This window comes from Megasphaera lornae, assembly GCF_000214495.1.
In the GTDB taxonomy this organism is placed as follows: Bacteria; Bacillota; Negativicutes; order Veillonellales; family Megasphaeraceae; genus Megasphaera; species Megasphaera lornae.
Map to the genome: position 1 here is coordinate 70,705 of NZ_AFIJ01000007.1, position 22,455 is coordinate 93,159.

Here is a 22,455-nt window from a genome sequence, read left to right on the forward strand (position 1 = left end):
ATCCTCCTAAAAAAACATTTCCAGCTATCTTGTAGCTCTTGATTCAGTGTACCATACTCATTGTATAATGTCAAACGAATGTATATAAATATAATACACCTTTATCCTTGCATTTATGTAAAAGAGCTTTTATTTTCTTGCTTTTCGTTCATACCGAACAAAATCAAACGCATATTTATGTTTTTTATCCGCGTCATGATGAAACCGCTGCGTTTCTTTCCACGTATCCGGTACAATAGGCGGAAAAAATGCATCCGCTTCCGGCAACGCATCTATTTCCGTAATCCATAAGACTTGCGCCAGCTCCATACATTCTTTATATACCATAGCACCGCCGATGATAAAACAATCCGCATGACTTTGTATATATTTTTTTAATTCCCCCAAAGAAGCACATACGGTAATAGCCGGAAATTTTTTTTCATATGCAAGGTTACCTGTCAGCACCACATGATGACGTCCCGGCAACAGCCCCGGAAGACTTTCAAACGTATGACGTCCCATAATAATAGTATGACCGAACGTCAGTTCTTTAAATCGTTTTAAATCATCCGGTAAATGGCAAAGTAACCGATTATTCTTACCGATACCGCCATTTTGGGTGACTGCCGCAATGATTTGCACCATTATACTGCCACCTCCATAGGAAGTTTTCCTAAATGTTTATAATGAATTAATTGTATATCTTCCGGCGTAAACGCATAAAAATCTTTAATATTTTTATTTATTTCCAACGTAGGTGCGTCCGGCGCCAACGCCTTCCTGGCAAGTTGTGTTTGTAATGCTTCTACATGATTCTCATAAATATGTGCGTTATTAATAACATGTGTAAATAATCCCGGCGTAAGCCCCGTCACCTGCGCAATTAAATGTACCAATACGGCATATTGTGTCATGTTGAAAGGTACGCCCAATCCCATATCCCCGCTGCGCTGAATCAACAAACAATTTAATCTCCCGTCATTCACATCCCATAACGTTTGATAGGCACATGGTTCTAACGCCATGTCCGGCAAATCTTCTATATTCCACAACGATACAATCATTCTTCTATTTTGCGGATCCGTTTTTAAAGTGTGTAATAATGTATCCGTTTGCTTATATTTTCGTATTTGATATCCGTAAGCCTTTCCTATCGTACCGTCCGGACGCATCCACTCATCCCATACATGGCAATTCATCGCTTGTAAATCATGTACATTATTACTCTGTAGTTGCCAAATCCATAATAATTCTTTAACCGCCGTTTTAAACGCAACAAACTTCGTCGTCAAGATGGGAAATTCCTCCGCCAAATCAAATTGCATCACTTGATGAGGTAATTTATAGGTCGGAATTCCCGTACGATTATCCGCATAATACCCATTCTTTAAAATATTTTCTACGATGGTTAAATATTGTGTATCCGCTTTACTCACTGCTGTCACTTCCTTTGTTGATATAAGTCTGTATAACACGTATGAAATACTTGCCGTATTTATTCAACTTAAAGGTTCCCACCCCTTTAATCGTTCCCAAGGTCGCAACGGTTACGGGACGCTCATGTGCCATTTCCCAAAGCGTTGCATCCGAAAAAATGACAAAAGGCGGAATGTGAAATTTTTGAGACAATTCATGACGACATTGACACAATTGCTCAAACAATTGCTGATCCGCTTTATATACAATCGTTTGCGAATCATGAGCGGAGTTCACTTTTCCCGTTCCCCGTCGTATAGGCACGGCCCGCGACTGTCCCTGTAAAAGTTTTCTCCCTGCCGCAGTTAAAGACAAGGTCGGATACCTTCCTGCCGCTTGACGAATATACCCGTTCTCTATTGCCTGTTGTACCATATCTCGCAACTCTTCCGCCCGTATATCCGCCAACAGCCCGAACGCCGCATTGTGTTCAAATCCATATTGAAGCACCTTTCGCGTCGCATTGCCGGCAAGAATCAGGCACACCATAGTACTGCCGAACCGCCCTTTCAACTCATCTATACAAAGACAAATATTTCTAAGTTCCGGCGTGCGGTCTTCCTCAACCGTCTCTTCTTGACAATTGCCGCACCGTTCGCAGCGTTGCCACGACACGTTTTCTCCAAAATAATCCAGTATGGCATGCCGCAAACACCCATGCGATTCCCCGTACTGTACCATACGTTGCAAATTATACAGCTCTTTTTTTTCTTTCTCCGGTGTATATCTCCCTTGTTCAATTAAATACCGTTGAATCATCACATCTTGTCGGTGAAAAAGTAAAATACACTCACTCGGCGCACCGTCCCTGCCGGCACGTCCGGCTTCCTGATAATAGGATTCCAGATTTCCCGGTATTTGATAATGAATGACAAACCGCACATTACTTTTATCAATTCCCATGCCGAAAGCATTGGTCGCCACCATGACCGATATCCGATCATACGAAAAATCTTCCTGCATCCGTTTTCGTTCCTCGTCTTCCAAGCCTGCATGATATCGCCCCGCCGCATATCCTCTGCTTTTCACTTCCGCATATACCCGTTCCGCTTCTTTACGAGTGGCAACATAGATAATACCGCTTTCTCGCGGATGATTTTGCAAGTACGAAATAACAAACCGCAATTTATCCTGCGATTTTACCACTCGAAAATATAAATTGGGGCGATCAAAACTTCCTCTAAAAATACGCGGTTTATCCAAGCCCAACAATGCCAACATATCCGTTTTTACCTTTTCCGTCGCCGTCGCCGTAAAAGCGCTGATAATCGGTCGTTCCGGCAGCTTATCCACCCACGCTTTAATCATCCCGTACCCGGGACGAAAATCATGTCCCCACTGCGACACACAATGCGCTTCATCCACCACTACCTGAGCTACCGGCAAGGTTTGCATAAAATTGGTAAAAAATTCATTTTGCAACCGTTCCGGTGAAACATACACCAACCGTACACGACCGGAACGAATAGCCCCCAACCGATATTTTAAGTCTGCCAACGTGCATTGACTATTAATATATACAGCAGGAATGTGCTGTGCCGTTAACGCATCCACTTGATCCTTCATCAGAGAAATCAACGGAGAAATCACTAACGTCAAGCCCTGTAATAATAACGCGGGAATTTGAAAACAAAGAGATTTTCCGGCTCCTGTAGGCATAATCGCCAAACAATCCCGACCGGATAGAATGGTTTCAATGACCGCTTCTTGCCCCGGGCGAAAAGACGGATACCCGAAATACTTTTGCAACACCTCTACCGCCTGCACAACGAACTCCTTTCCGAGAACACGAAAACGAGGAACCGTACCCTTGGCGGTATCCTCGTTTTATCCGTACTCCCTATGCATCCAATGCAGCGTGTAACACTTCTCCCAGCCGTTTTACACCTTCTACAATACGTTCTTCCGGCATATTGGAATAATTTAACCGAAAATGATTACGCCGCCCTCCGTTGGGATAAAAAATACCTCCGGGCACATAGGCTACATTCCTTGCCAAACATTTCGGCATCAACGCGGTAGCATCTACATGTTCGGGTAATGTAACCCATGTAAAAAGTCCGCCCTTGGGATAGGTGAACGTGACACTGTCGGGGAAATACTTGGCCATCGACGCACACATGATATCCCGCCGTTTGCGATACAAATCGGTAATCTTCCGAATATGTGCTTCCATATCATACATATTGCAATAATACGCCGCCTGCCGCTGACCGAAAGTAGATGTCCCCAAGTCTACAGCTTGTTTAAATTTAACAAACTTATCTATAATTTGCGGATTGGCCACAATCCATCCCAACCGCAATCCGGGTAAAAAGATTTTGGAAAACGAGCCCATGTACACCACTTTTCCCTGTGTATCCAGCGATTTTAAGGAAGGGATGCGTTCTATATCATACCGAATTTCACCATACGGATTATCTTCCAATACGGTTACATCATATTTATTAATTACCTCTATAAAAGCTTTCCGCCGTTCTAAAGACCACGTAATGCCGGTAGGATTTTGAAACTCCGGAATGACATAAATTACCCGAATGGAATCATCGGCCGCCAAAATTTTATCCAATTCTTCCGGTATCATCCCCGCTTCATCCGTCGGTACTTCCGTATATTTAGGCCAACGAGGATTAAATGCCATAATAGCGCCCATATATGACGGACTTTCCATCAATACCGTCTGCCCTTCATCCAACAGCAACTGCGATAAAATAAATAGTGCCTGTTGCGATCCGGTAGTGACCACAATATCTTCCGTCGAACAGTCTACAAAAAATTTATCTTTCATTCTTTTTTGCAACTGTTTACGAAATTCGCCATACCCTTCCGTAAGACCATACTGCACGGCCTTACTTCCTTCCGTTTCATAAATAGCCGTATCAACGGATTTCATTTCTTCAATAGGGAATAATTCCGGTGCCGGTAAGCCGCCGGCAAACGAAATCACTTCGGGCTTTTCCGTTAATTTCAACAACGCCGCAATATCCGAAGCTTTTAAGGTCTGTGCAAAACCGGAAAGTCTCGTCATTCAAAACACCCCTTTAAATAATACATACATTTTAATGAATGTTTCAATTATATCATTTTTACGGCAATGAAACAATAAAATATATAACAAATCATCGGCGTTATTCTTAATTATTAATACCTATATTACACACACGAAATAAAAGCGAATCTTCGCCCCCTGTATATAGAGAATATGCCAACCTTTACCGCTATATGCGGAAAAGCAAAACTGTGTGCCGTCAAAAACTGCCGCCCGCAGACAATCGCACCGCATCTGTGCCATGCCGCGCCTCTTTGTATAAAAATCGACGTAATCAGTAGGGATACTGTTTACGCCGATACAGGTAACAACCGCAAATCTTCAATAAACAACGCGAAATAGTCATTTATTTATACAGTTATTTTTTTACGTTTTCGACCTTTTTTTAAGAAAATAAGATCATGAATCGTCAGAGTTTTCAAATATTTAGTGATATGCGATTGTACTTGACATAGCGAAGTATGCATAATACACCCCTCATTCACTTCCCTGTACATACAATAAAAATCTTCATTCATACAGGACGTTACCATATTTTCCCGATCTGTAATCTGAATAATTTCAAACAACGTAACCGCATGTAAATCTTTAACTAAGCGACAGCCTCCGTGGGGACCGCGAATAATTTCTATACAGCCGGCATGATCCAATTTTTTAGCAATTTTATAGGCGAATTGCAAGGGAATATATTCCGTATCACTAATTTCCCGAATGCTGCTGACATCTTTGCCCTCCAATGCACGCAGAATCCGAATCGCATAATCCGTTTCTCTTGTAATGATCAACCATACCACTCCTCTATAAAACATGACATAAAGGCTCTACTTTAATAGTATAAAAAAAGCCTTATTTTGTACATATTTCCTATGTTCATATTATTTATTATACACAATTATCAGCATTTTTCCACTATTTTTTCTTTTTTCTCTTCCCTTCTCGCCCGTCTTCTCCGGCTTGCATAAGAGAAAAAAAACTTATATAATTACTACTATGTATGTTTTCTTTATGTAAAAACGAGGTGTAATATGTCTTTTATAGATGCCATCACTCATCGTCGCACATTCGCGATTATTTCTCACCCGGATGCGGGTAAAACAACCTTAACGGAAAAACTTTTACTGTACGGAGGCGCCATTCATTTAGCCGGGTCCGTAAAAGCCAGAAAAACCGCAAAACATGCGGTGTCGGACTGGATGGAAATAGAAAAACAGCGCGGAATTTCCGTAACCAGTTCGGTCCTTCAATTTGATTATGAAGGCCATCACATCAACATTTTAGATACACCGGGACACCAAGATTTCAGTGAAGATACGTATCGCACCCTCATGGCTGCCGACAGCGCCGTAATGCTCATTGATGTTGCCAAAGGCGTGGAAGCGCAGACCAAAAAATTATTTAAAGTATGTAAAGAACGCCATATTCCCATCTTTACCTTTATCAATAAAATCGACCATTTCGGGCGTAATCCTTTCGATCTGATGGATGAAATTGAATCCGTTTTAGGCATTCATGCCTATCCGATGAATTGGCCCATCGGTTTAAACGGCAATTACCAAGGAATTTATGATCGCCGTTCCGCCTCTATTGAACTATTTGCCAAAGATACATCCCACGGCCAACAAAAATTGTCTTCCACCAAAGGTTCCGCCGCCGATCCGCGCTTTAAAGAACTCTTGGATGACGACGTGCATAAAAATTTGATTGACGATATTGAGTTGCTGGATATGGCCGGGGACGCCTTTTCTGCAGAACAAGTCGCTAACGGCGAATTGACACCGCTTTTCTTCGGTTCCGCAATGACCAATTTCGGCGTCAAGCCTTTTTTGGAATCGTTTTTACAAATGGCCCCGCCGCCACAACCTCGCCATGCGAAAGAAGGAATCGTGGAACCTGCGGACGAAGAATTTTCCGCCTTTGTGTTTAAAATTCAGGCCAATATGAATCCGCAACACCACGACCGCATGGTCTTTATGCGGATTTGTTCGGGAAAATTTACCAAAGGAATGAGTGTAACCCACTGCCAATCGGGAAAAACGGTGCGACTGATGCAACCGCAACAATTTTTAGCCACCGAAAGGACCGGAGTAGAAACTGCCTATGCAGGAGATATTATCGGTATCTTTGATTCCGGTACCATGGGGGTTGGCGACACCTTATACACCGGCAAGAAAAAAATAACCTTTAAAGATTTTCCCACTTTCCCGCCGGAACTTTTTGCCCGCATTCGTGCCAAAGATTCACTCAAACGCAAACAATTTCTCAAAGGCATGACGCAACTGGCGCAAGAAGGAGCCGTACAAATTTATGAAAATATGGGCTCTTTGGAAAGTTACATTGTCGGCGCGGTCGGGCCCTTACAGTTTGAAGTGCTTTCTTATCGCTTACAGCATGAATACGGCGTGACCTTGGAAATGAATCGTCTTCCCTATACGGTCGCCCGTTGGCTTGCTCTTCCGGATACGATGGCCTACAGTGATTTAAAAAACATAGATAGTGCCATGGCTGTAAAAGACCATAAACAACGCCTCGTGTTGCTCATTACCACTGACTGGCAAACGAATTGGATTGCCGAACGCAATCCGGAGGTCCTCTTTTGCAGTACGCCGGATGAATTGCCGTAACCTGTAAAAAAATATTTATTCCCCATAAAAAAATACGCAATCCGTTTATCGGATTGCGTATTTTTTATCCCGCTTGGAAGCTACCGCACTTATCGGTTATATTCTATTACTTACCGCAATATGCTGTTACTTCCACTTCCACCAACGCGCCCTTGGGTAAACTGCAAATTTCTACACACGAACGAGCCGGCAACGTGTTTTTAAAATATTTCCCGTAAATTTCATTGACCGTTCCGAAAAAGTCAATATTTGTAATATATACAGTTGTTTTCACTACATGATCAAACGATAACCCGGCGGCGCTTAAAATCGCTTCTACATTTTTCATACATTGTTCCGCCTGTCCGGCCACGGTAGACGCTACAATCTTACCTTTTTCCGGATTGATTGCAATTTGTCCGGAAGCAAAAAGAAAATCTCCCGCTTTAACCGCTTGTGAATACGGCCCTACCGCACCGGGGGCTTTATTCGTATTAATAACTTGTACTGCCATATACATCATCTCCTCAGTATTCTTAGTATTGCTTGTTTATTATGACGTATCTCCGCCACTTTGGCAATAGGTAAAAAAAAGTTATGCCAGCCGCATGCCTTCAAAGACATAATTTTTTCCCATATGCACAACTAATGCCCGTTCCCCGAAGAGCATACACGTATTAAAAAAAATATCAAACCCGTGAGCATAGGTGGCATGTACGGAAGTAATGTGTTGTAAACAATGTTCCACCTCTTGCAGCGATACTTTCGGTTCACCTGCGGATAACCATTTAGTATTTTTCATTTCCACTAATGCGGGAGCATAGGCCAGCACTTGTTGCCGATGCGCCAAAATCCATTGCCAAATGTCCCGGATATATTGTCGCGCTTCCCTTTCCTGTCCCGCAGCCAATCCTTCCAAAATAAATAATACCGGTCGATCATTCCATTCTATTTCATCAAGGTAACTGCCTTTTACATATTGTAAATGCATAGCCGCAACATCTCCCGCTCTTTGTATCTCCGTACGAACACTGTTAATGTTACCTTTGTTTTACATATTTGTCAATATTTTCATTACAATTTTGCATAGTCATACATAGAGTATCCCCATCGCTCAAGCCTTAGTATGCGTTGCTCCCGCAAAAGGACACAGATCCGCCAGAAAGCATTGATCACATAAGGGTTTTCTTGCCTTACAGACCTTTCTTCCATGCCAAATCAACCAATGATGCGCTCTGCTCCACCAGGGCTCGGGAATCACTTTTTGCAGCCCTTTTTCCACTGCCAACGGCGTCGTACCTACGGCCAACTGTAAGCGATTGGATACACGAAAGACATGCGTATCTACCGCAATAGCCGGGGTTTGAAATAAAATACTGATAAGTACATTTGCCGTTTTACGACCGACACCGGGCAACGTCACTAATTCTTCAAACGTACGCGGCACACACCCCTGATACTTTTCACATAACACCGCACAGGTTGCTAAAATATTTTTAGCTTTATTATGATATAATCCGCATGTATGAATTTTTTCTTCCAGCCCGGTTAATCCTAATGTAAGCATGCGTTCCGGGGTTCCATATTTCGGAAACAATCCTGCCGTAACACTATTTACCCGTTCATCGGTACATTGCGCCGACAACACCACGGCCACCAATAATTCAAACGGCGTCGTATAATGAAGTGCCGGCTTTAATATGCCGTATCGGTCTTGAAATCGTTGTAATATTTGTTGTTTTACCGCTTTTGTAATCATTCTGTATACCTTTCTTGTAACGCATAAGAGAAGAAGGAAAACGCTTCCTCAGTCGAGGAAGCGTTTTTTTAATGCCCTAAATGTTGCATAAGCATTTCCGCCATATGAGCCCGTGCTTTAATCGTGGCATTGCCCGTACGCACAGATTCAGGATAAAAGGTGCTTTCATACTGATGTGTCGGAGTTTTTGTCACCATTCGCTGCAATTGAATCGTTTGTTCCGCCGCATTATACACATACGTACAATAGGAAATAGAGTCTTCCGCCGTTTCTACGGTTCGAAACGTCAAAATTTTTTCGCCGCTTTTATACGACACTTTTGCCGATTTCATATCAATTTGTGTGTTGGCATCATATTGCCAATAGGTACCGGAAGCGCCGACCGCCGCCGTCATTAAAACAGAAAAAAATAAGGCTGTTGCTATTTTTTTTACATGCATACGCTATCCACCGCCTTTACTCTTTTGTTTCATTATACCACGTATATAAGAATCCCCCAACTCTTACCGATTATTTACCGTTTCCGGATATAAGTCATGCTGCGCCAACCGTTGCCACGCCACATTTTCCCACGGTGTATGCGGCTTACCGTAATTGCAATAGGGATCAATGCTGATACCGCCACGCGGCAGGAATTTTCCCCACACCTCTATATATTTAGGATCCAAAAGGGCACATAAATCTTTCATAATAATATTAATACAATCTTCATGAAAATCGCCATGATTGCGAAAACTGAACAGATACAGTTTCAAAGACTTGCTTTCCACCAAGCGTAGATCCGGCACATATGAAATATAAATAGTCGCATAATCCGGCTGTCCTGTCTTAGGGCATAAACTGGTAAATTCGGGGCAATTAAACTTGACAAAATAATCATGATCCCCATGTTTATTGGCAAAACTTTCCAGTACGGACGGATCGTACGTACCGGTATACGTCGTATGCTGATTCCCCAAATGTTGTATCTGTTGCAATTCATCTTTTGTTCTACTCACGGTCATTCCCTCCCAACACGCTTCCGTTGCGGTCACCGCCGCAATCTACTCCGCAGTACCTCAGTTGCAGAAAAAAGCGAGTCCGCTCTTCGCCGACTCGCTTCCTGTATGTTTCTATATCGTTTCCGAATGGTATTTACCGACAGGATGGCTTGCGAACGATCCGAGTCCTTACCAAATAACACGTCCCAATACATGATCCAAAGGAACCGGGCCGATAAACCGACAATCACTGCTGTGATTACGATTATCGCCCATACAAAATACATACCCGTCAGGAATTTTAATTTCTTTTGTACTGCTGTATTCCATAGGTTCATTAATATACGGCTCTGTCAACGCCTTACCGTTGCGCCACACTTTGCCGTCATGAAAAGCTAACGTATCGCCGGGGCGCCCGATAACCCGCTTTACCCAAACATTGTGCGTTTGTAAATCGGCATTGAAAAAAGCAAAATAATTGTGCATTGGTTCAGCCGCATCATCTTTCCACGAACGGGCATACGCCACCCGGCTGTCAATAATAACAATTTGTCCGTATTGCGGAACTTGTCGCAATACATGCGGCCACTTTGCTACGACCAAGTATTCCCCGTTATGCAACGTCGGAACCATCGACTCACCGGACACCCGTGTCGGCTGAATGAAAAAAATATGAATAACCAAAGCTATAGCCAAGGCAATAATAATAGAATAACCCCATTCATACACTTCATGTAAAAAGGTGCGCACACATAACCCTCCTAACGTACGTATCTATTTTAGCAAAGCCTATGTGCAAAAGCAAAAATGCTTGCCATAACAGGTTCCGGTAAAACCGACACCTGCCCGCCGGCTTATTTGGAAACCAGTTCTTCTTCCGTTTGAATATGTAATTCATGCAACTGCTTCCGCGTAACAACCGAAGGTGCTTCACTCATGGGATCGATCGCATTCTGTGTTTTCGGGAAGGCAATAACATCACGAATAGATTTACGCTTCAACATAAGCATGATCATACGATCCAAGCCGAAGGCCAAACCGCCGTGCGGAGGTGCGCCATATTCAAAGGCCCGCATGAGAAAACCGAATTTTTGTTCCGCTTCTTCCGGAGTCAGGCCAATCGCTTTAAATACCCGTTGTTGAATGTCCGGCTGATAAATACGCAAGGAGCCGCCGCCTAATTCAATGCCGTTTAAAACCAGGTCATACGCTTTAGCATACACATGCCCCGGATCCGTTTCCAACTTATCCAAATCTTCTTCCCGCATAGCGGTAAACGGATGATGCATTGCAACATAGCGTTTTTCTTCTTCACTGTATTCAAACATGGGGAAATCAACCACCCAAGTAAACGCGAATTGATTTTCGTCAATCAGGTGCATACGCCGTGCCATTTCTTTACGCAACTCACCCAAAGCGGCCGCCACAACCGCCGGTTTATCCGCAATCATAAGAATTAAATCGCCCGTTTCCGCTCCGCAAGCGGCACCTATTTCCCGCAATTTTTCTTCACCGAAGAATTTTTTAATTTGTGATTTCAAATTGCCGTCCGCCGTAAAACCGATCCAGGCCAGCCCTTTAGCGCCATAGTGAGAAACATATTCCACCAAGCCGTCCAATTCCCGACGCGGAATATCCGCATCCCCTTTCACATTAATCGCTTTTACTCGACCCCCATTGTCAATCACACTGCGGAAAACTTTAAAATCCGTATCTTTTACCAACTCCGTAACATCGGTAAACTTCATATCAAACCGTAAATCGGGCTTATCGGAGCCGTAATTTTCCATGGCATAATCCCAAGTCATCCGCTGAATGGGCAGCGGTAATTCATATCCCAAGGTTTCTTTGAAAATGTACTGCATCATTTCTTCCGTCAACGATAAAATATCCTCTTGATCCATAAAGGACATTTCCATATCCAACTGCGTAAATTCCGGTTGCCGATCGGCACGTAAATCTTCATCGCGGAAACAACGAGCAATTTGATAATACCGATCCATCCCGGAAATCATCAATAATTGCTTAAAAATTTGCGGTGATTGCGGTAACGCATAAAATTTACCTTCATTGACACGACTGGGTACCAAGTAATCTCTCGCACCTTCCGGCGTACTCTTACATAATTCAGGCGTTTCAATATCAATAAAGCCGTGCGTATTTAAAAACGACCGCATCGCATGTTTTACGTGATGACGCATGATAAGATTATGTTGCATTTCCGGCCGACGTAAATCCAAATAACGATATTTTAAACGAATTTTTTCATCAACATCAATATTATCTTCAATATAAAACGGCGGAGTTTTTGAAGAATTTAAAATTCTTAATTCATTACACCGCACTTCTATCGTACCTGTTTTCATTTTCGGATTGACGGTTTCCGCATCTCGCATACGTACCGTTCCGCGAACAACCAATACATATTCTGTCCGCACTTGTTCCGCTTTTTGAAACGATACCGTTTCATAATCCGGAGCTGCGACTACCTGTACAATACCCGTACGATCGCGCAAATCGATAAATATTAAGCCGCCATGATCACGACGACGTTCCACCCAACCGCATAACACCACTTCTTTTCCCTGATCCGCTTCACCGACTTCTGCACAATATTGCGTACGATGCAATCCTGCCATTGTATCCATTCTTCAATCATCCCTTCTATTGCTTTCCATATAGGTAACCAGCTCATTCATAGGCACGGCAATTTGTTCTTTTGTCATCATATTGCGAACTTGTACTTCCTGTCGCGCCAACTCTTCTTCGCCTATAATAACCGTATACCCGGCACCGGCTTTATTCGCCGCCTTCATTTGTCCCTTCATACTCCGTCCCATAAGATCGATTTCCGCCGCAATTTGTCGTGCCCGCAATGCTTGCTGTAATACAAACGCTTTGGCTCTTGCCGCTTCTCCCAACGCGACAATAAAAATCGGCGGTACTCCGACAGGTACGGTCAACAATCCCTGTTCTTTCAACGTCAACAGCAACCGTTCCATACCGACGGCAAAGCCGATTCCCGGCGTAGACGGACCGCCCACTTCGGCAATAAGTCCGTCATACCGACCGCCGCCGCACACCGTACTTTGAGCTCCTAAAGGCGCATACATGATTTCAAAAGCCGTATTAGTATAATAATCCAAGCCGCGCACCAGTCGCGGATCCTTCACAAACGGAATACCTACGGCTTGCAAATACTGTTGCACTTGTTGAAAATGAGATTGACAAGACTCGCATAAGTGCTCCGTAATAAGAGGCACTCCCATGTTCATCATTTTTTCACCGTCTGCTTTGCAATCCAATACACGTAACGGATTTTTTTCCAATCGTTCGCGACAATCGTCACACAACGATTCTTTTTTATCCGCAAAAAAATCCAATAATTTTTGTCGATATATAGGCCGACAAGACGGACATCCGACAGAATTCAAATGCAACACTAAATCATTCAGCCCCAATTCCCGAAACAGTTGAAAGGCTAACGAAATAATTTCCGCATCCACCGCCGGATCCTTGGAGCCAATCGCTTCCACGCCGAATTGATTGAATTGCCGATAACGTCCCGCCTGCGGGCGATCATGTCGGAACATGGGGCCCATATAATAAAATTTATGAACCTTCTGTTCGCCATACAATTTGTGTTCTAAAAAAGAACGTACTACAGATGCCGTATTTTCGGGGCGTAACGTCATGCTTCGACCGCCGCGATCGACAAATGTGTACATTTCTTTAGTCACTACATCCGTCGTTTCCCCGATACCGCGCAAAAACAATTCCGTGTTTTCAAATAAAGGGGTACGAATTTCACCAAATCCGTACAGTGCACAAATACGACGAATTTTCGCTTCCAACATTTGCCATTCCGCGGTTTGTTCAGGCAAAAAATCCTGCGTTCCTCGTGGTGCAGTAATGGCCATTATGTATCCTCTCCTCCATATATCCGGGCACACATGCGGTGCCTTTCCTGTATTTTATCCGGTAACGCCTGTATATAGGCGTCAATATCTTTCGGTTCATACAATTTAGCCAACGAATAAGGGCCTGTCAAAAACTTAGTGGCGCCTCCCGGTCCGGCCGCCAACACCGTCTGTCTTTCTTCCATCATTTCAATATTATATGTACTTATCGTCCCAGGTCGTGCATATCCGATATTAGCAAAATTCGTCGCCATATATTTTTGACGATACATATAATAAGGAATATAGCCGTTATGCCGCAAATATTGTCGACAAATTGCCAGCATCTTCTCCACTGTCGCCGCCTCCGGGATATACTGACGCAACGGATGTTGAAATAAGGGAGCACTTTTTTTTAAAGCTAACGTATGAATTGTAACATTTTCTGCCTGCAGTTGGCAAACAATTTTCATATTTTCTTCCATATCGACCACGGTTTGCTGCGGAAGTCCGGCGATAAAGTCCATATTAATTACGGGAAATCCCAACTGCCGGCAATGTTCATACATGTCGTATATATCTTCTACACGATGATTTCTCCCTAACCGATCAAGCAAAGATTGTTGCATCGTTTGCGGATTTACACTAATGCGATTGACGCCGCAGCGACGTAACAAGGTTAATTTTTCCAAGGTTGCCGTATCCGGTCTGCCGGCCTCTACCGTCCATTCCCCGGCAGAAGAAAAATGCTGTTGCACAACTTGCAGCAGCGGTTGTAAAAATTGCACGGATAAACACGTGGGCGTGCCGCCTCCTATATAAATCGACTGCACCTGCAAATCATATTGCGCACATAACGCCGCCCAATCTTCCACATCCTTTACCAACGCTTCCGCAAACCGCGATAATCGGGAAACAGGTTCATGCGTCACCGTACGTGAAGGAAACGAACAATATAAGCAATGTCCGGAACAATAGGGAATACCGATGTATAAAGCCGCGCGTTTCGGTTGTACCGCAACATATGGTCGCTGTAACCGTGCCATGTTCACCAAAAACCTTGCCGTTTCTTTTGCCACTTCATATTCTTCTTGTAAAATATTCTCGATAGTCTCTTCCGAGTACCCTTGATCCCATAATCGATGTACCAATTTGGTCGGTCGTACACCCGTAAGAATCCCCCAAGGGCCGCGTGTCTTCCCTTGCCATTGATCATACCAATGCAATAATTCCCGTTTTACTTGTCGCGGTATATCCGTCCCCTTCACCGTGGCGGAAAAATGCTGTGCCGTATGTCCGTTTCCATATGTACATTGCAGAAAAAAACGGCGGTTTTCTTCACGGAGTAAAACCGCCGCACCTGTCGGTGCCGGCCGATGACCGCCGACAAATCCCAAGGAAGCCATAATTTGCCCCACTAACGAATGATATGCTGCAGGGCCGCTATACCGATACGTATATATATTACTCATTTCCCGCCTGATTAACCGATTTTTTAGCTTCTTCCGCTTGCCGTTTCGTTTCACATTCTTCGCAATATCCATATACTTTTAACTGATGATCCACCGTGCGAAAATGCAACCGTTTTTGTAAAATAGATTCCAAAGTTTCCAGTAAATCATCTTTACATTCCCATACTTTTCCGCATCCTAAACAAATTAAATGATGATGGAAATGCCCTTCATTTTCCCGATCATTCAATTCATACCGACTGCACCCGTCGTCAAAATCCAATTTTTTCAACAAATCCATTTCCGTAAATAAGTCCAGCGTTCGATAAATCGTAGCCAGACCGATGTCCGGAGAAGTCTTTTTTACCAATTCAAATACTTCTTCCGCACTCATATGACGAATCGTGCTTTCTACAAACGCCCGCAAAATAACTTGGCGCTGCGTGGTCATCTTATACCGCTTATCTTTAATTTTTTCTTTCATTCGTTTCATCATAACTTCCATTAATTCCGCCTTATCTCTTTCCATGTACATCCATCTCCTTATCTTTATATAATTCATAAAACCATAAATGACTGCAAAGAATTTGCAGTACCGCCGTGATCGGCACCGTTAAAATCATTCCCGCCACGCCCATTAATGTGCCCCCGATAAGTAAAGAAATAATAATGACTACCGGATGCAAACGAATGACCGCCCCCATAACCTGCGGCATAATAACATGGCTGTCCATTTGTTGCACAATCACATAAAAAATTAAAACTTTAAGTGCCAGGGAACCGCTGACAGTAGCACCCAATAAAATCGCCGGAACCGCTCCCACAATAGGGCCTACAATGGGAATCCATTCCGTAATCGCCGCCAACAACCCGATAACCATCGGATACGGTACGCCCATAATCCACATACCGCAAAAAATAACGCCGGCAATAATACAACTCAGTATAATCTGTCCTCGAATATACCGACTCAACACCCGATGAATTTCTCCGGCAATCCCCTCCAAGCGAGGGCGATAGGTCGGCGGAAATATAGATATGAAAGATTGTACCAAATGGGCACCGTCTTTCATAAAATAAAACGTAATAAAGGGAACAACACAAAATTCCACCACCGTACCGGCTATAACCACTACGGATTTGACAACATTAGTAATACTGTCCACGCCGTAATTTCCGGCTTTGACCAACGCCTCATTAATGAGCTGCTTTACTTGCTCCGGTATATATACATGAGTTTGGTCATTTTCTAAATGATTCACCAACACGGACATTTGTAAAACAATCGTATTAAAATTGGCCGCCAATAAATTCAGCTGGTACAGTAAGGGGCGCAGAATAACATTCGCCACGCAGGCAAGAATAAGAATCAATATGACAAATGAAAAACCGATAGCCAAATTTTCCGGTAACCGGCACTTGCATATGCCATATACCAAATAACGCAATCCGTCACGAATCGGAATTAAAATAAACGTAAAAATCAGGGATACTACCAACGGCCAATACACTGCATGAATGGAAATGAACAACAGGACCGCCAAAATCACTAACGCCGTGCGCAACCAAAACTGCGTATCCTTCCCCCAAATCATAGCTTACCAGCCTCCATCCCCGTCCAAATAGGGATTTCCCGTACGTTCTTCCCCGATCGTGGTAGCCGGACCGTGTCCGGGCAAGACTAACGTACTGTCAGGTAATACCATAAGTTTATCATTAATACTCTGCAAGAGGGTTTCCCACGCTCCCCCATATAAATCCGTACGCCCTACAGAATAACGGAACAGTGTATCTCCCGAAAACAGGGTCCGACTTCCATACAGACATATTCCTCCCGGCGTATGTCCCGGCGTAGTAATCACTTTGAACTGCAGCTTCCCGACAGCAATAATATCCCCGTCCTCCGCAATATAATCCGGTGAATCGCATACAATTTCTTTGCCTACAAACAGCGACATATTATTGCGCGAATTGGTTATTAAATCCTTATCTCCGGCGCCGACATATACGGGAACCTGATACCGCTGCCGCAAATCCTGCAAAGCACCGATGTGGTCGGCATGCCCGTGGGTCAAAACAATGCGTTTCAACGTCACTCCCAACCGCTGTAAATTCGCGGCAATTGTCTCACAGCTCCAGGATGGATCAATCACCATCGCTTCCATCGTTTCCGTGTCATACACAATATAACAATTGGTCATCACCGGTCCTAAAACGGTAACATCATACTTCATACTCATACGTATACTCCTTACGCTCCTCCATAGAAGCTAAAATCCTTTTTTACTGTCCAACAAAATAGTTACCGGGCCGTCATTTTCCAGACTGACGACCATATGGGTTTGAAACCGCCCCGTTTCCACCGGAATGCCGGTAGCGCGCAACGCCTCCACCACGTTGTTATACCACCTGTCCGCCATTTCCGGCGACGCCGCCGCAGTAAATCCCGGACGCCGCCCATGACGTAAATCCCCATACAAAGTAAACTGTGAAACTACCAGTAAAGAACCGCCTACATCTTGTACGGAACAATTCATTTTTCCCGCTGCATCTTCAAAAATCCGCATGTGAATTAATTTATCCACGATGTATTGCAAATCTTTCTCCCCATCATCAGGGGCAATCCCCAAAAGAACGGTCAACCCTTTGCCGATACTTCCGGTTTGCACGCCTTCCGAAGTCACGCTTGCCGTGGCCGTGCGTTGTACTACTGCTCTCATATGCCGCCTCCTGTATACCGGGCTACCGAATACACATCTTTTAACCGTCTGATTTTAGTTGCCACAAATTCAAACTGTGCCAAATCTTTGATATGTATTCCCATATGAATCGTCGCGGTTTTCGTATCGCTTACTTTAGCATTCATACTGAGAACGGAGATTTTCATTTCCGCCAATACAGCCATGATTTCCGCCATAATTCCCGTGCGATCATACGCAATAATCTCCATGTTCACTTCAAACATTTCCTGCCCGGTGTATTCCCAATCCACATCAATTAAACGTTCCACATTTCCCTTCGCCTGCCCGATATTGGGACAATCCGCCCGATGCACAGAAACCCCGCGACCTTTTGTAATAAAGCCGATAATCGGATCGCCCGGTACGGGACTGCAACATTTAGCCAAACGAATAAGCAAGCCGGCTTCCCCTTTAACTAAAATCCCGGAGCCATATTGTTTTTCCGTCTTATGCGATTTGACCGGCGCCATGGGCACCGCCGGTTCCGGCTTATCTTTTCCCGTAACTTCTTTTTTATGCATTTTAATAAGCTTGATCAGAATCGTATTGACAGCAAAACCGCCATAACCGACTGCCGCCACCAGGTCATCTTCCGTGCCGGCATTCAATTGCCTTGCTACCCTTGCCAACCGTCCGTCCGTATGTACTTCTTTCCATTCATACCCTAATCGCTTACACTCTTTCTCTAAGGCTTCCAGACCTTTTTCTAAATTTTCTTCTCTATTTTCCCGTTTGAACCAATTGCGAATTTTGGTTCTGCTTTCCGAACTACCTACAATTTTCAGCCAGTCCATGCTGGGCTTACCGACTTTGGAGGTAATAATTTCTACAATGTCGCCGTTTTTTAACGGATAATCCAACGGTACAATCTTACCGTTTATTTTAGCTCCTACACAACGATGCCCCACATCCGTATGAATGCGATACGCAAAATCAATCGGAATAGAACCTTGCGGCAAATCAATCACATCGCCGCGCGGCGTAAACACGAACACTTCATCCGAAAACGCGTCCAATTTCAACGCATTCATAAATTCTCTCGGATTCGTCGTATCCTGCCATTCCAATAAATTGCGCAACCACCCCATTTTTTCATCAAATTCATTCGCTCCCGCATTGGCGCGACCTTCTTTATACCGCCAATGCGCCGCTACGCCGTACTCCGCCACACGATGCATTTCCCACGTACGAATTTGAATTTCTACCGGTTGTCCCCGCGTCCCGATAACCGTTGTATGTAAAGACTGATAGTTATTCGGTTTCGGCATGGCAATATAATCTTTAAAGCGATACGGCAACGGTTTCCATAAACTGTGAACAATCCCCAATACGCCGTAACAATCCTGCACCGTATCGACAATAATGCGAATCGCATATAAATCATATACTTGACTCAAATCGCGATTATCTTTTTTCATTTTTTTATAAATACTGTAAAAATGCTTGGGCCGACCATTGATTTCAAATTGAATGTGCGAGGCGGTCAACGCCTTGCGAAGGACTTCAATGGCTTCATTGACAATTTCTTCCCGCACATGGCGTTTTTGCTTCATTTGATCGACTAAATCATAATATTTATCAGGTTCCAAATACCGAAACGATAAATCTTCCAATTCCCATTTAATATTAAAAATCCCGAGACGATGTGCCAACGGTGCAAAAATTTCCAGCGTTTCCTGAGAAATACGCTTTTGCTTGTCGCTGCGCATAAATCGCAAAGTCCGCATATTATGCAAACGGTCGGCCAATTTTATGACCACCACGCGCACATCTTTAGCCATGGCCAAAAACATTTTCCGCATGCTGTTAATTTGCTGATCTTCTTTTGTCCGATAATCCAAACGATTTAATTTGGTAACCCCGTCCACTAAAAAGGCCACTTCTTTGCCGAACAATTTTTCAATATCGTCCAACATATACGCCGTATCTTCCACCACATCATGTAAAAGCGACGCCGTAATTGTAGTGGCATCAATTTTCATATCCGCTAAAATCTGAGCTACCGCCAAAGGATGAACAATATACCATTCACCGCTGACACGACGCTGATCTTTATGTGCATCCGCCGCCAAGAGAAACGCTTTTTGTAAATCCGAATCCGGCGCATCGGGCTGATACGAATGAATCGTAGCTACCAACTGTTGAAATTTTTCTTCTATTTCTTGTTGTCCTTCCACGGTATCCCTCCTTTCAGGCGGATGTATATTTGCAGTATGCAGGAGAATTTTCCAACTGCATTTTTTCTTTTATCACCGGCAAATAATACACCAACCCGCCGGCAGTATTTTCCGTTCGCAGCACGCCGATTTCCGTCAATACTTGCAGGGCCGCATAGAGAACATGCCCGTCATACCGATTTTCCAACTGCCGCAAAAGCCGCTGTTGCACTGCATAAACAGAAATTTTACATCGTTGTAAAATCACCCGTACTGCCGTATACACGTCAACCATAGTAGCACGATTCAGGTGTACGGACACTTCCGGTGCATGAATATCCTGCACCACTAATTGCGGCATTACCTGTCCGCGAAATTCATTTCGTTCCAATTGAAAAGCCAATCCTACCTGATCGCCGTCCAATAACGATCGCGCCGCTTCACTCATACTCCAGCCGATAGCCGTCAACTCCCGCTGCGGCGTATCTATGACCAGACGCAAATGCCGGTTTCCCGCACCGATGGGCTGAATGTGCTGTAATACGGCTCGCGACAGCGAAAAAATCGGTCGACTGTTTCCCATCCCGTACGGCTCCAGACAAGATAATTCCTGAATCAGTTCCAGAGAAATGTCCTGTATATCCAGTTGCATATCAATCGCCAATCGCGGAATATAGTCATCGGGACATAATTGTTGCGCCGCATATTCACATAACCGACGACGCAACGCCTCTATATTTTCAACCCGTACGGAAAACCCCGCCGCCATCGTATGACCGCCATATTGTAATAAAAGGTCTTCCGCAAATTGTAAGGCTTGATACATATTAAATCCCGGAATACTCCGACACGATCCTTTTCCGATACCGTTCTGTATACTGATGACCAACGCCGGACGATAAAATTTTTCAACTAACCGTGAGGCGGCAATGCCGATCACACCGGGATGCCAATCTTCCCCATAGGCAATAAGGACTCCGTCTTTTTCCCGCCCTTGTGCCGAGATTTGTGTTGCGGCCAACTGCGCAATGTCTTGTTCCAGCCGTTGCCGTTCTTGATTTAACGCCGTCAAACGCGCCGCAATCGTGCGCGTTTCTTCCCGGTCGTGAGACAGCAAAAGCTGTACCCCCTGCTTCGCATGACTAATCCGCCCGGCCGCATTTAACCGCGGGGCGATCGTATACGCAATACGACCGGCCGTAATTTTTTCCGCTTCTATACGGGCCTCCTGAAACAACGCTTGTAATCCCATATTGGCACCTTGCCGCATACGCTGCAGCCCGGCACGCACCAGGGCTCTATTTTCTCCCGTCAGCGGCACTAAATCGGCAATCGTACCCAAGGCGGCAATTTCGGCATAGTTTTCCAACGGTGTATGCCGTCGTTTTTGCCATAATGCCCGACATAACAAATAGGCCACGCCGGCACCGGCCAATTCTTTATACGGATAAGAGCAATCGACCTGTTTCGCATCCAATACGGCATATGCCGGCGGCACTTTCGGCGGCGGCTCATGATGATCGGTAATAATAATATCCATCGCCGTATTAAACCGGGCCACTAAATCATGCGAAGCAATCCCGCAATCTACGGTAACCAACACCTGCGTTCCTATTTGCTGTAAATATTCCAGGGCTTCTTGATGCAGTCCGTACCCTTCACTTTGCCGTTCGGGAATATAAAACTCCGGAGCGGCTCCCAGATCCCGCAGGACGGCACACATAATAGCCGTGGCCGTAATGCCGTCGACATCATAGTCCCCATAAATGACAATCCGTTCCTGTTCGTCTATGGCTTTATCCAGCCGCAATACGGCCGCTTCCAACCCTTTCATCCTATACGGATCGGCACTGTCCGCGATCGTATCCCGTAAAAAATGACGTCCTTCTTCTACCGTAGTAATACCGCGATTGACCAACATTTTGGATAATACGGGGGAAATATGAAGTTCTTTCGTAAGCTGCGCCTCCGCGGTCGGCGCCCCGGCCTGTAATTGCCATCGTTTAGTCATGCCTGCTCCCGGTTCTCATGAATAATCAGTATCAATAATTTACCTATATTCTACCACGTTGTATTCTCAAAATCAAAGAAAATATTAAAAAATATTAAAAAAAATGTGTTTATTTTATTTTTTCATCTTATCCATGCCCGTTAATCATACCCTATACTGCGTATCTTTCTTCTCCCGGCGTCCTGCCGCACGATTTTATAGTGAGTAAAATTTATACGTTTATTCGTTTCTCCTGTTTCCCTTCCCGAGCCCCACAACTTGTAAATCGTTTTCTTATATATCCTTGCCATGCGAAAACCGCCATGAAAAACACGACGAACCTCCGTTTCGGAGGCTCGTCGTGTCGTACTG

Annotated in this window: 21 protein-coding genes; 1 reads left to right on the forward strand and 20 read right to left on the reverse strand. The window is 44.3% G+C overall.

Going from position 1 to position 22,455, the window contains the following annotated elements:
- Nucleotides 1-129 precede the first annotated feature (129 nt).
- From HMPREF1039_RS01030 to HMPREF1039_RS01050, 5 genes are all read right to left on the reverse strand, one after another.
- Entirely contained in the window at nucleotides 130-627 is a 498-nt protein-coding gene (locus tag HMPREF1039_RS01030; protein WP_007390525.1) for a dihydrofolate reductase, read from the reverse strand.
- On the reverse strand, nucleotides 627-1,418 hold the full coding sequence (locus HMPREF1039_RS01035) for a thymidylate synthase (RefSeq protein ID WP_007390474.1): 792 nt from the start codon (nucleotides 1,416-1,418) through the stop codon (nucleotides 627-629). Before HMPREF1039_RS01035 ends, HMPREF1039_RS01030 begins: the two co-directional genes overlap by 1 nt.
- A complete protein-coding gene (recQ, locus tag HMPREF1039_RS01040; protein ID WP_007390581.1) occupies nucleotides 1,411-3,225 on the reverse strand; it encodes a DNA helicase RecQ in 1,815 nt (604 codons plus the stop codon). The genes HMPREF1039_RS01035 and recQ overlap by 8 nt, the downstream gene beginning before the upstream one ends.
- Before the next feature lie 73 nt (nucleotides 3,226-3,298).
- Nucleotides 3,299-4,486 carry an aminotransferase-like domain-containing protein gene (locus HMPREF1039_RS01045; RefSeq protein WP_007390576.1) on the reverse strand — a complete coding sequence of 396 codons (1,188 nt, stop codon included), beginning with the start codon at nucleotides 4,484-4,486 and terminating at the stop codon, nucleotides 3,299-3,301.
- Between the two features lie 371 nt (nucleotides 4,487-4,857).
- Nucleotides 4,858-5,292, reverse strand: a complete 435-nt coding sequence (locus HMPREF1039_RS01050; RefSeq protein ID WP_007390574.1) for an RrF2 family transcriptional regulator — start codon at nucleotides 5,290-5,292, stop codon at nucleotides 4,858-4,860.
- A gap of 240 nt (nucleotides 5,293-5,532) precedes the next feature.
- On the opposite strand from HMPREF1039_RS01050, the gene HMPREF1039_RS01055 reads away from it, so the two are divergent.
- Complete coding sequence (locus tag HMPREF1039_RS01055) at nucleotides 5,533-7,128, forward strand: peptide chain release factor 3 (protein ID WP_007390485.1); 1,596 nt, start codon at nucleotides 5,533-5,535, stop codon at nucleotides 7,126-7,128.
- Between the two features lie 106 nt (nucleotides 7,129-7,234).
- Here the strand turns inward: HMPREF1039_RS01055 and HMPREF1039_RS01060 are convergent, their stop codons facing one another.
- The 15 genes from HMPREF1039_RS01060 to recJ all read right to left on the reverse strand — a co-directional run bounded on the left by HMPREF1039_RS01060 (nucleotide 7,235) and on the right by recJ (nucleotide 22,104).
- Complete coding sequence (locus HMPREF1039_RS01060; RefSeq protein ID WP_007390471.1) at nucleotides 7,235-7,621, reverse strand: RidA family protein; 387 nt, start codon at nucleotides 7,619-7,621, stop codon at nucleotides 7,235-7,237.
- A gap of 81 nt (nucleotides 7,622-7,702) precedes the next feature.
- Entirely contained in the window at nucleotides 7,703-8,098 is a 396-nt protein-coding gene (locus HMPREF1039_RS01065) for a hypothetical protein (RefSeq protein WP_007390579.1), read from the reverse strand.
- Nucleotides 8,099-8,221: 123 nt separating this feature from the next.
- Complete coding sequence (gene nth / locus HMPREF1039_RS01070) at nucleotides 8,222-8,866, reverse strand: endonuclease III (protein WP_007390515.1); 645 nt, start codon at nucleotides 8,864-8,866, stop codon at nucleotides 8,222-8,224.
- A 68-nt stretch (nucleotides 8,867-8,934) separates the two neighbouring features.
- Nucleotides 8,935-9,306, reverse strand: a complete 372-nt coding sequence (locus HMPREF1039_RS01075) for a hypothetical protein (protein WP_007390565.1) — start codon at nucleotides 9,304-9,306, stop codon at nucleotides 8,935-8,937.
- Nucleotides 9,307-9,369: 63 nt separating this feature from the next.
- A complete protein-coding gene (gene queF, locus HMPREF1039_RS01080; RefSeq protein ID WP_039891608.1) occupies nucleotides 9,370-9,870 on the reverse strand; it encodes a preQ(1) synthase in 501 nt (166 codons plus the stop codon).
- Nucleotides 9,871-10,035: 165 nt separating this feature from the next.
- Nucleotides 10,036-10,596 carry a signal peptidase I gene (gene lepB / locus HMPREF1039_RS01085; RefSeq protein WP_007390577.1) on the reverse strand — a complete coding sequence of 187 codons (561 nt, stop codon included), beginning with the start codon at nucleotides 10,594-10,596 and terminating at the stop codon, nucleotides 10,036-10,038.
- 104 nt (nucleotides 10,597-10,700) lie between these two features.
- The gene (gene aspS / locus HMPREF1039_RS01090) at nucleotides 10,701-12,494 is read right to left on the reverse strand and encodes an aspartate--tRNA ligase (protein ID WP_007390552.1); all 1,794 of its coding nucleotides are present in this window, start codon (nucleotides 12,492-12,494) and stop codon (nucleotides 10,701-10,703) included.
- 3 nt (nucleotides 12,495-12,497) lie between these two features.
- Nucleotides 12,498-13,766: a histidine--tRNA ligase gene (gene hisS, locus HMPREF1039_RS01095; RefSeq protein WP_007390544.1), complete on the reverse strand. Its 1,269-nt coding sequence runs from the start codon at nucleotides 13,764-13,766 to the stop codon at nucleotides 12,498-12,500.
- A complete protein-coding gene (gene hemZ / locus HMPREF1039_RS01100; RefSeq protein WP_007390555.1) occupies nucleotides 13,766-15,217 on the reverse strand; it encodes a coproporphyrinogen dehydrogenase HemZ in 1,452 nt (483 codons plus the stop codon). Before hemZ ends, hisS begins: the two co-directional genes overlap by 1 nt.
- The gene (locus HMPREF1039_RS01105; RefSeq protein ID WP_007390468.1) at nucleotides 15,210-15,725 is read right to left on the reverse strand and encodes a Fur family transcriptional regulator; all 516 of its coding nucleotides are present in this window, start codon (nucleotides 15,723-15,725) and stop codon (nucleotides 15,210-15,212) included. Before HMPREF1039_RS01105 ends, hemZ begins: the two co-directional genes overlap by 8 nt.
- A complete protein-coding gene (locus HMPREF1039_RS01110) occupies nucleotides 15,712-16,791 on the reverse strand; it encodes an AI-2E family transporter (RefSeq protein WP_007390561.1) in 1,080 nt (359 codons plus the stop codon). Before HMPREF1039_RS01110 ends, HMPREF1039_RS01105 begins: the two co-directional genes overlap by 14 nt.
- 3 nt (nucleotides 16,792-16,794) lie before the next feature.
- Nucleotides 16,795-17,436 carry an MBL fold metallo-hydrolase gene (locus HMPREF1039_RS01115; protein WP_007390516.1) on the reverse strand — a complete coding sequence of 214 codons (642 nt, stop codon included), beginning with the start codon at nucleotides 17,434-17,436 and terminating at the stop codon, nucleotides 16,795-16,797.
- Nucleotides 17,437-17,466: 30 nt separating this feature from the next.
- Nucleotides 17,467-17,916, reverse strand: coding sequence for a D-aminoacyl-tRNA deacylase (gene dtd, locus HMPREF1039_RS01120; protein ID WP_007390580.1), 450 nt, complete (start codon nucleotides 17,914-17,916; stop codon nucleotides 17,467-17,469).
- Nucleotides 17,913-20,114: a RelA/SpoT family protein gene (locus HMPREF1039_RS01125; protein WP_007390513.1), complete on the reverse strand. Its 2,202-nt coding sequence runs from the start codon at nucleotides 20,112-20,114 to the stop codon at nucleotides 17,913-17,915. Before HMPREF1039_RS01125 ends, dtd begins: the two co-directional genes overlap by 4 nt.
- Before the next feature lie 13 nt (nucleotides 20,115-20,127).
- Nucleotides 20,128-22,104, reverse strand: a complete 1,977-nt coding sequence (gene recJ / locus HMPREF1039_RS01130) for a single-stranded-DNA-specific exonuclease RecJ (RefSeq protein WP_007390551.1) — start codon at nucleotides 22,102-22,104, stop codon at nucleotides 20,128-20,130.
- Nucleotides 22,105-22,455 lie beyond the last annotated feature (351 nt).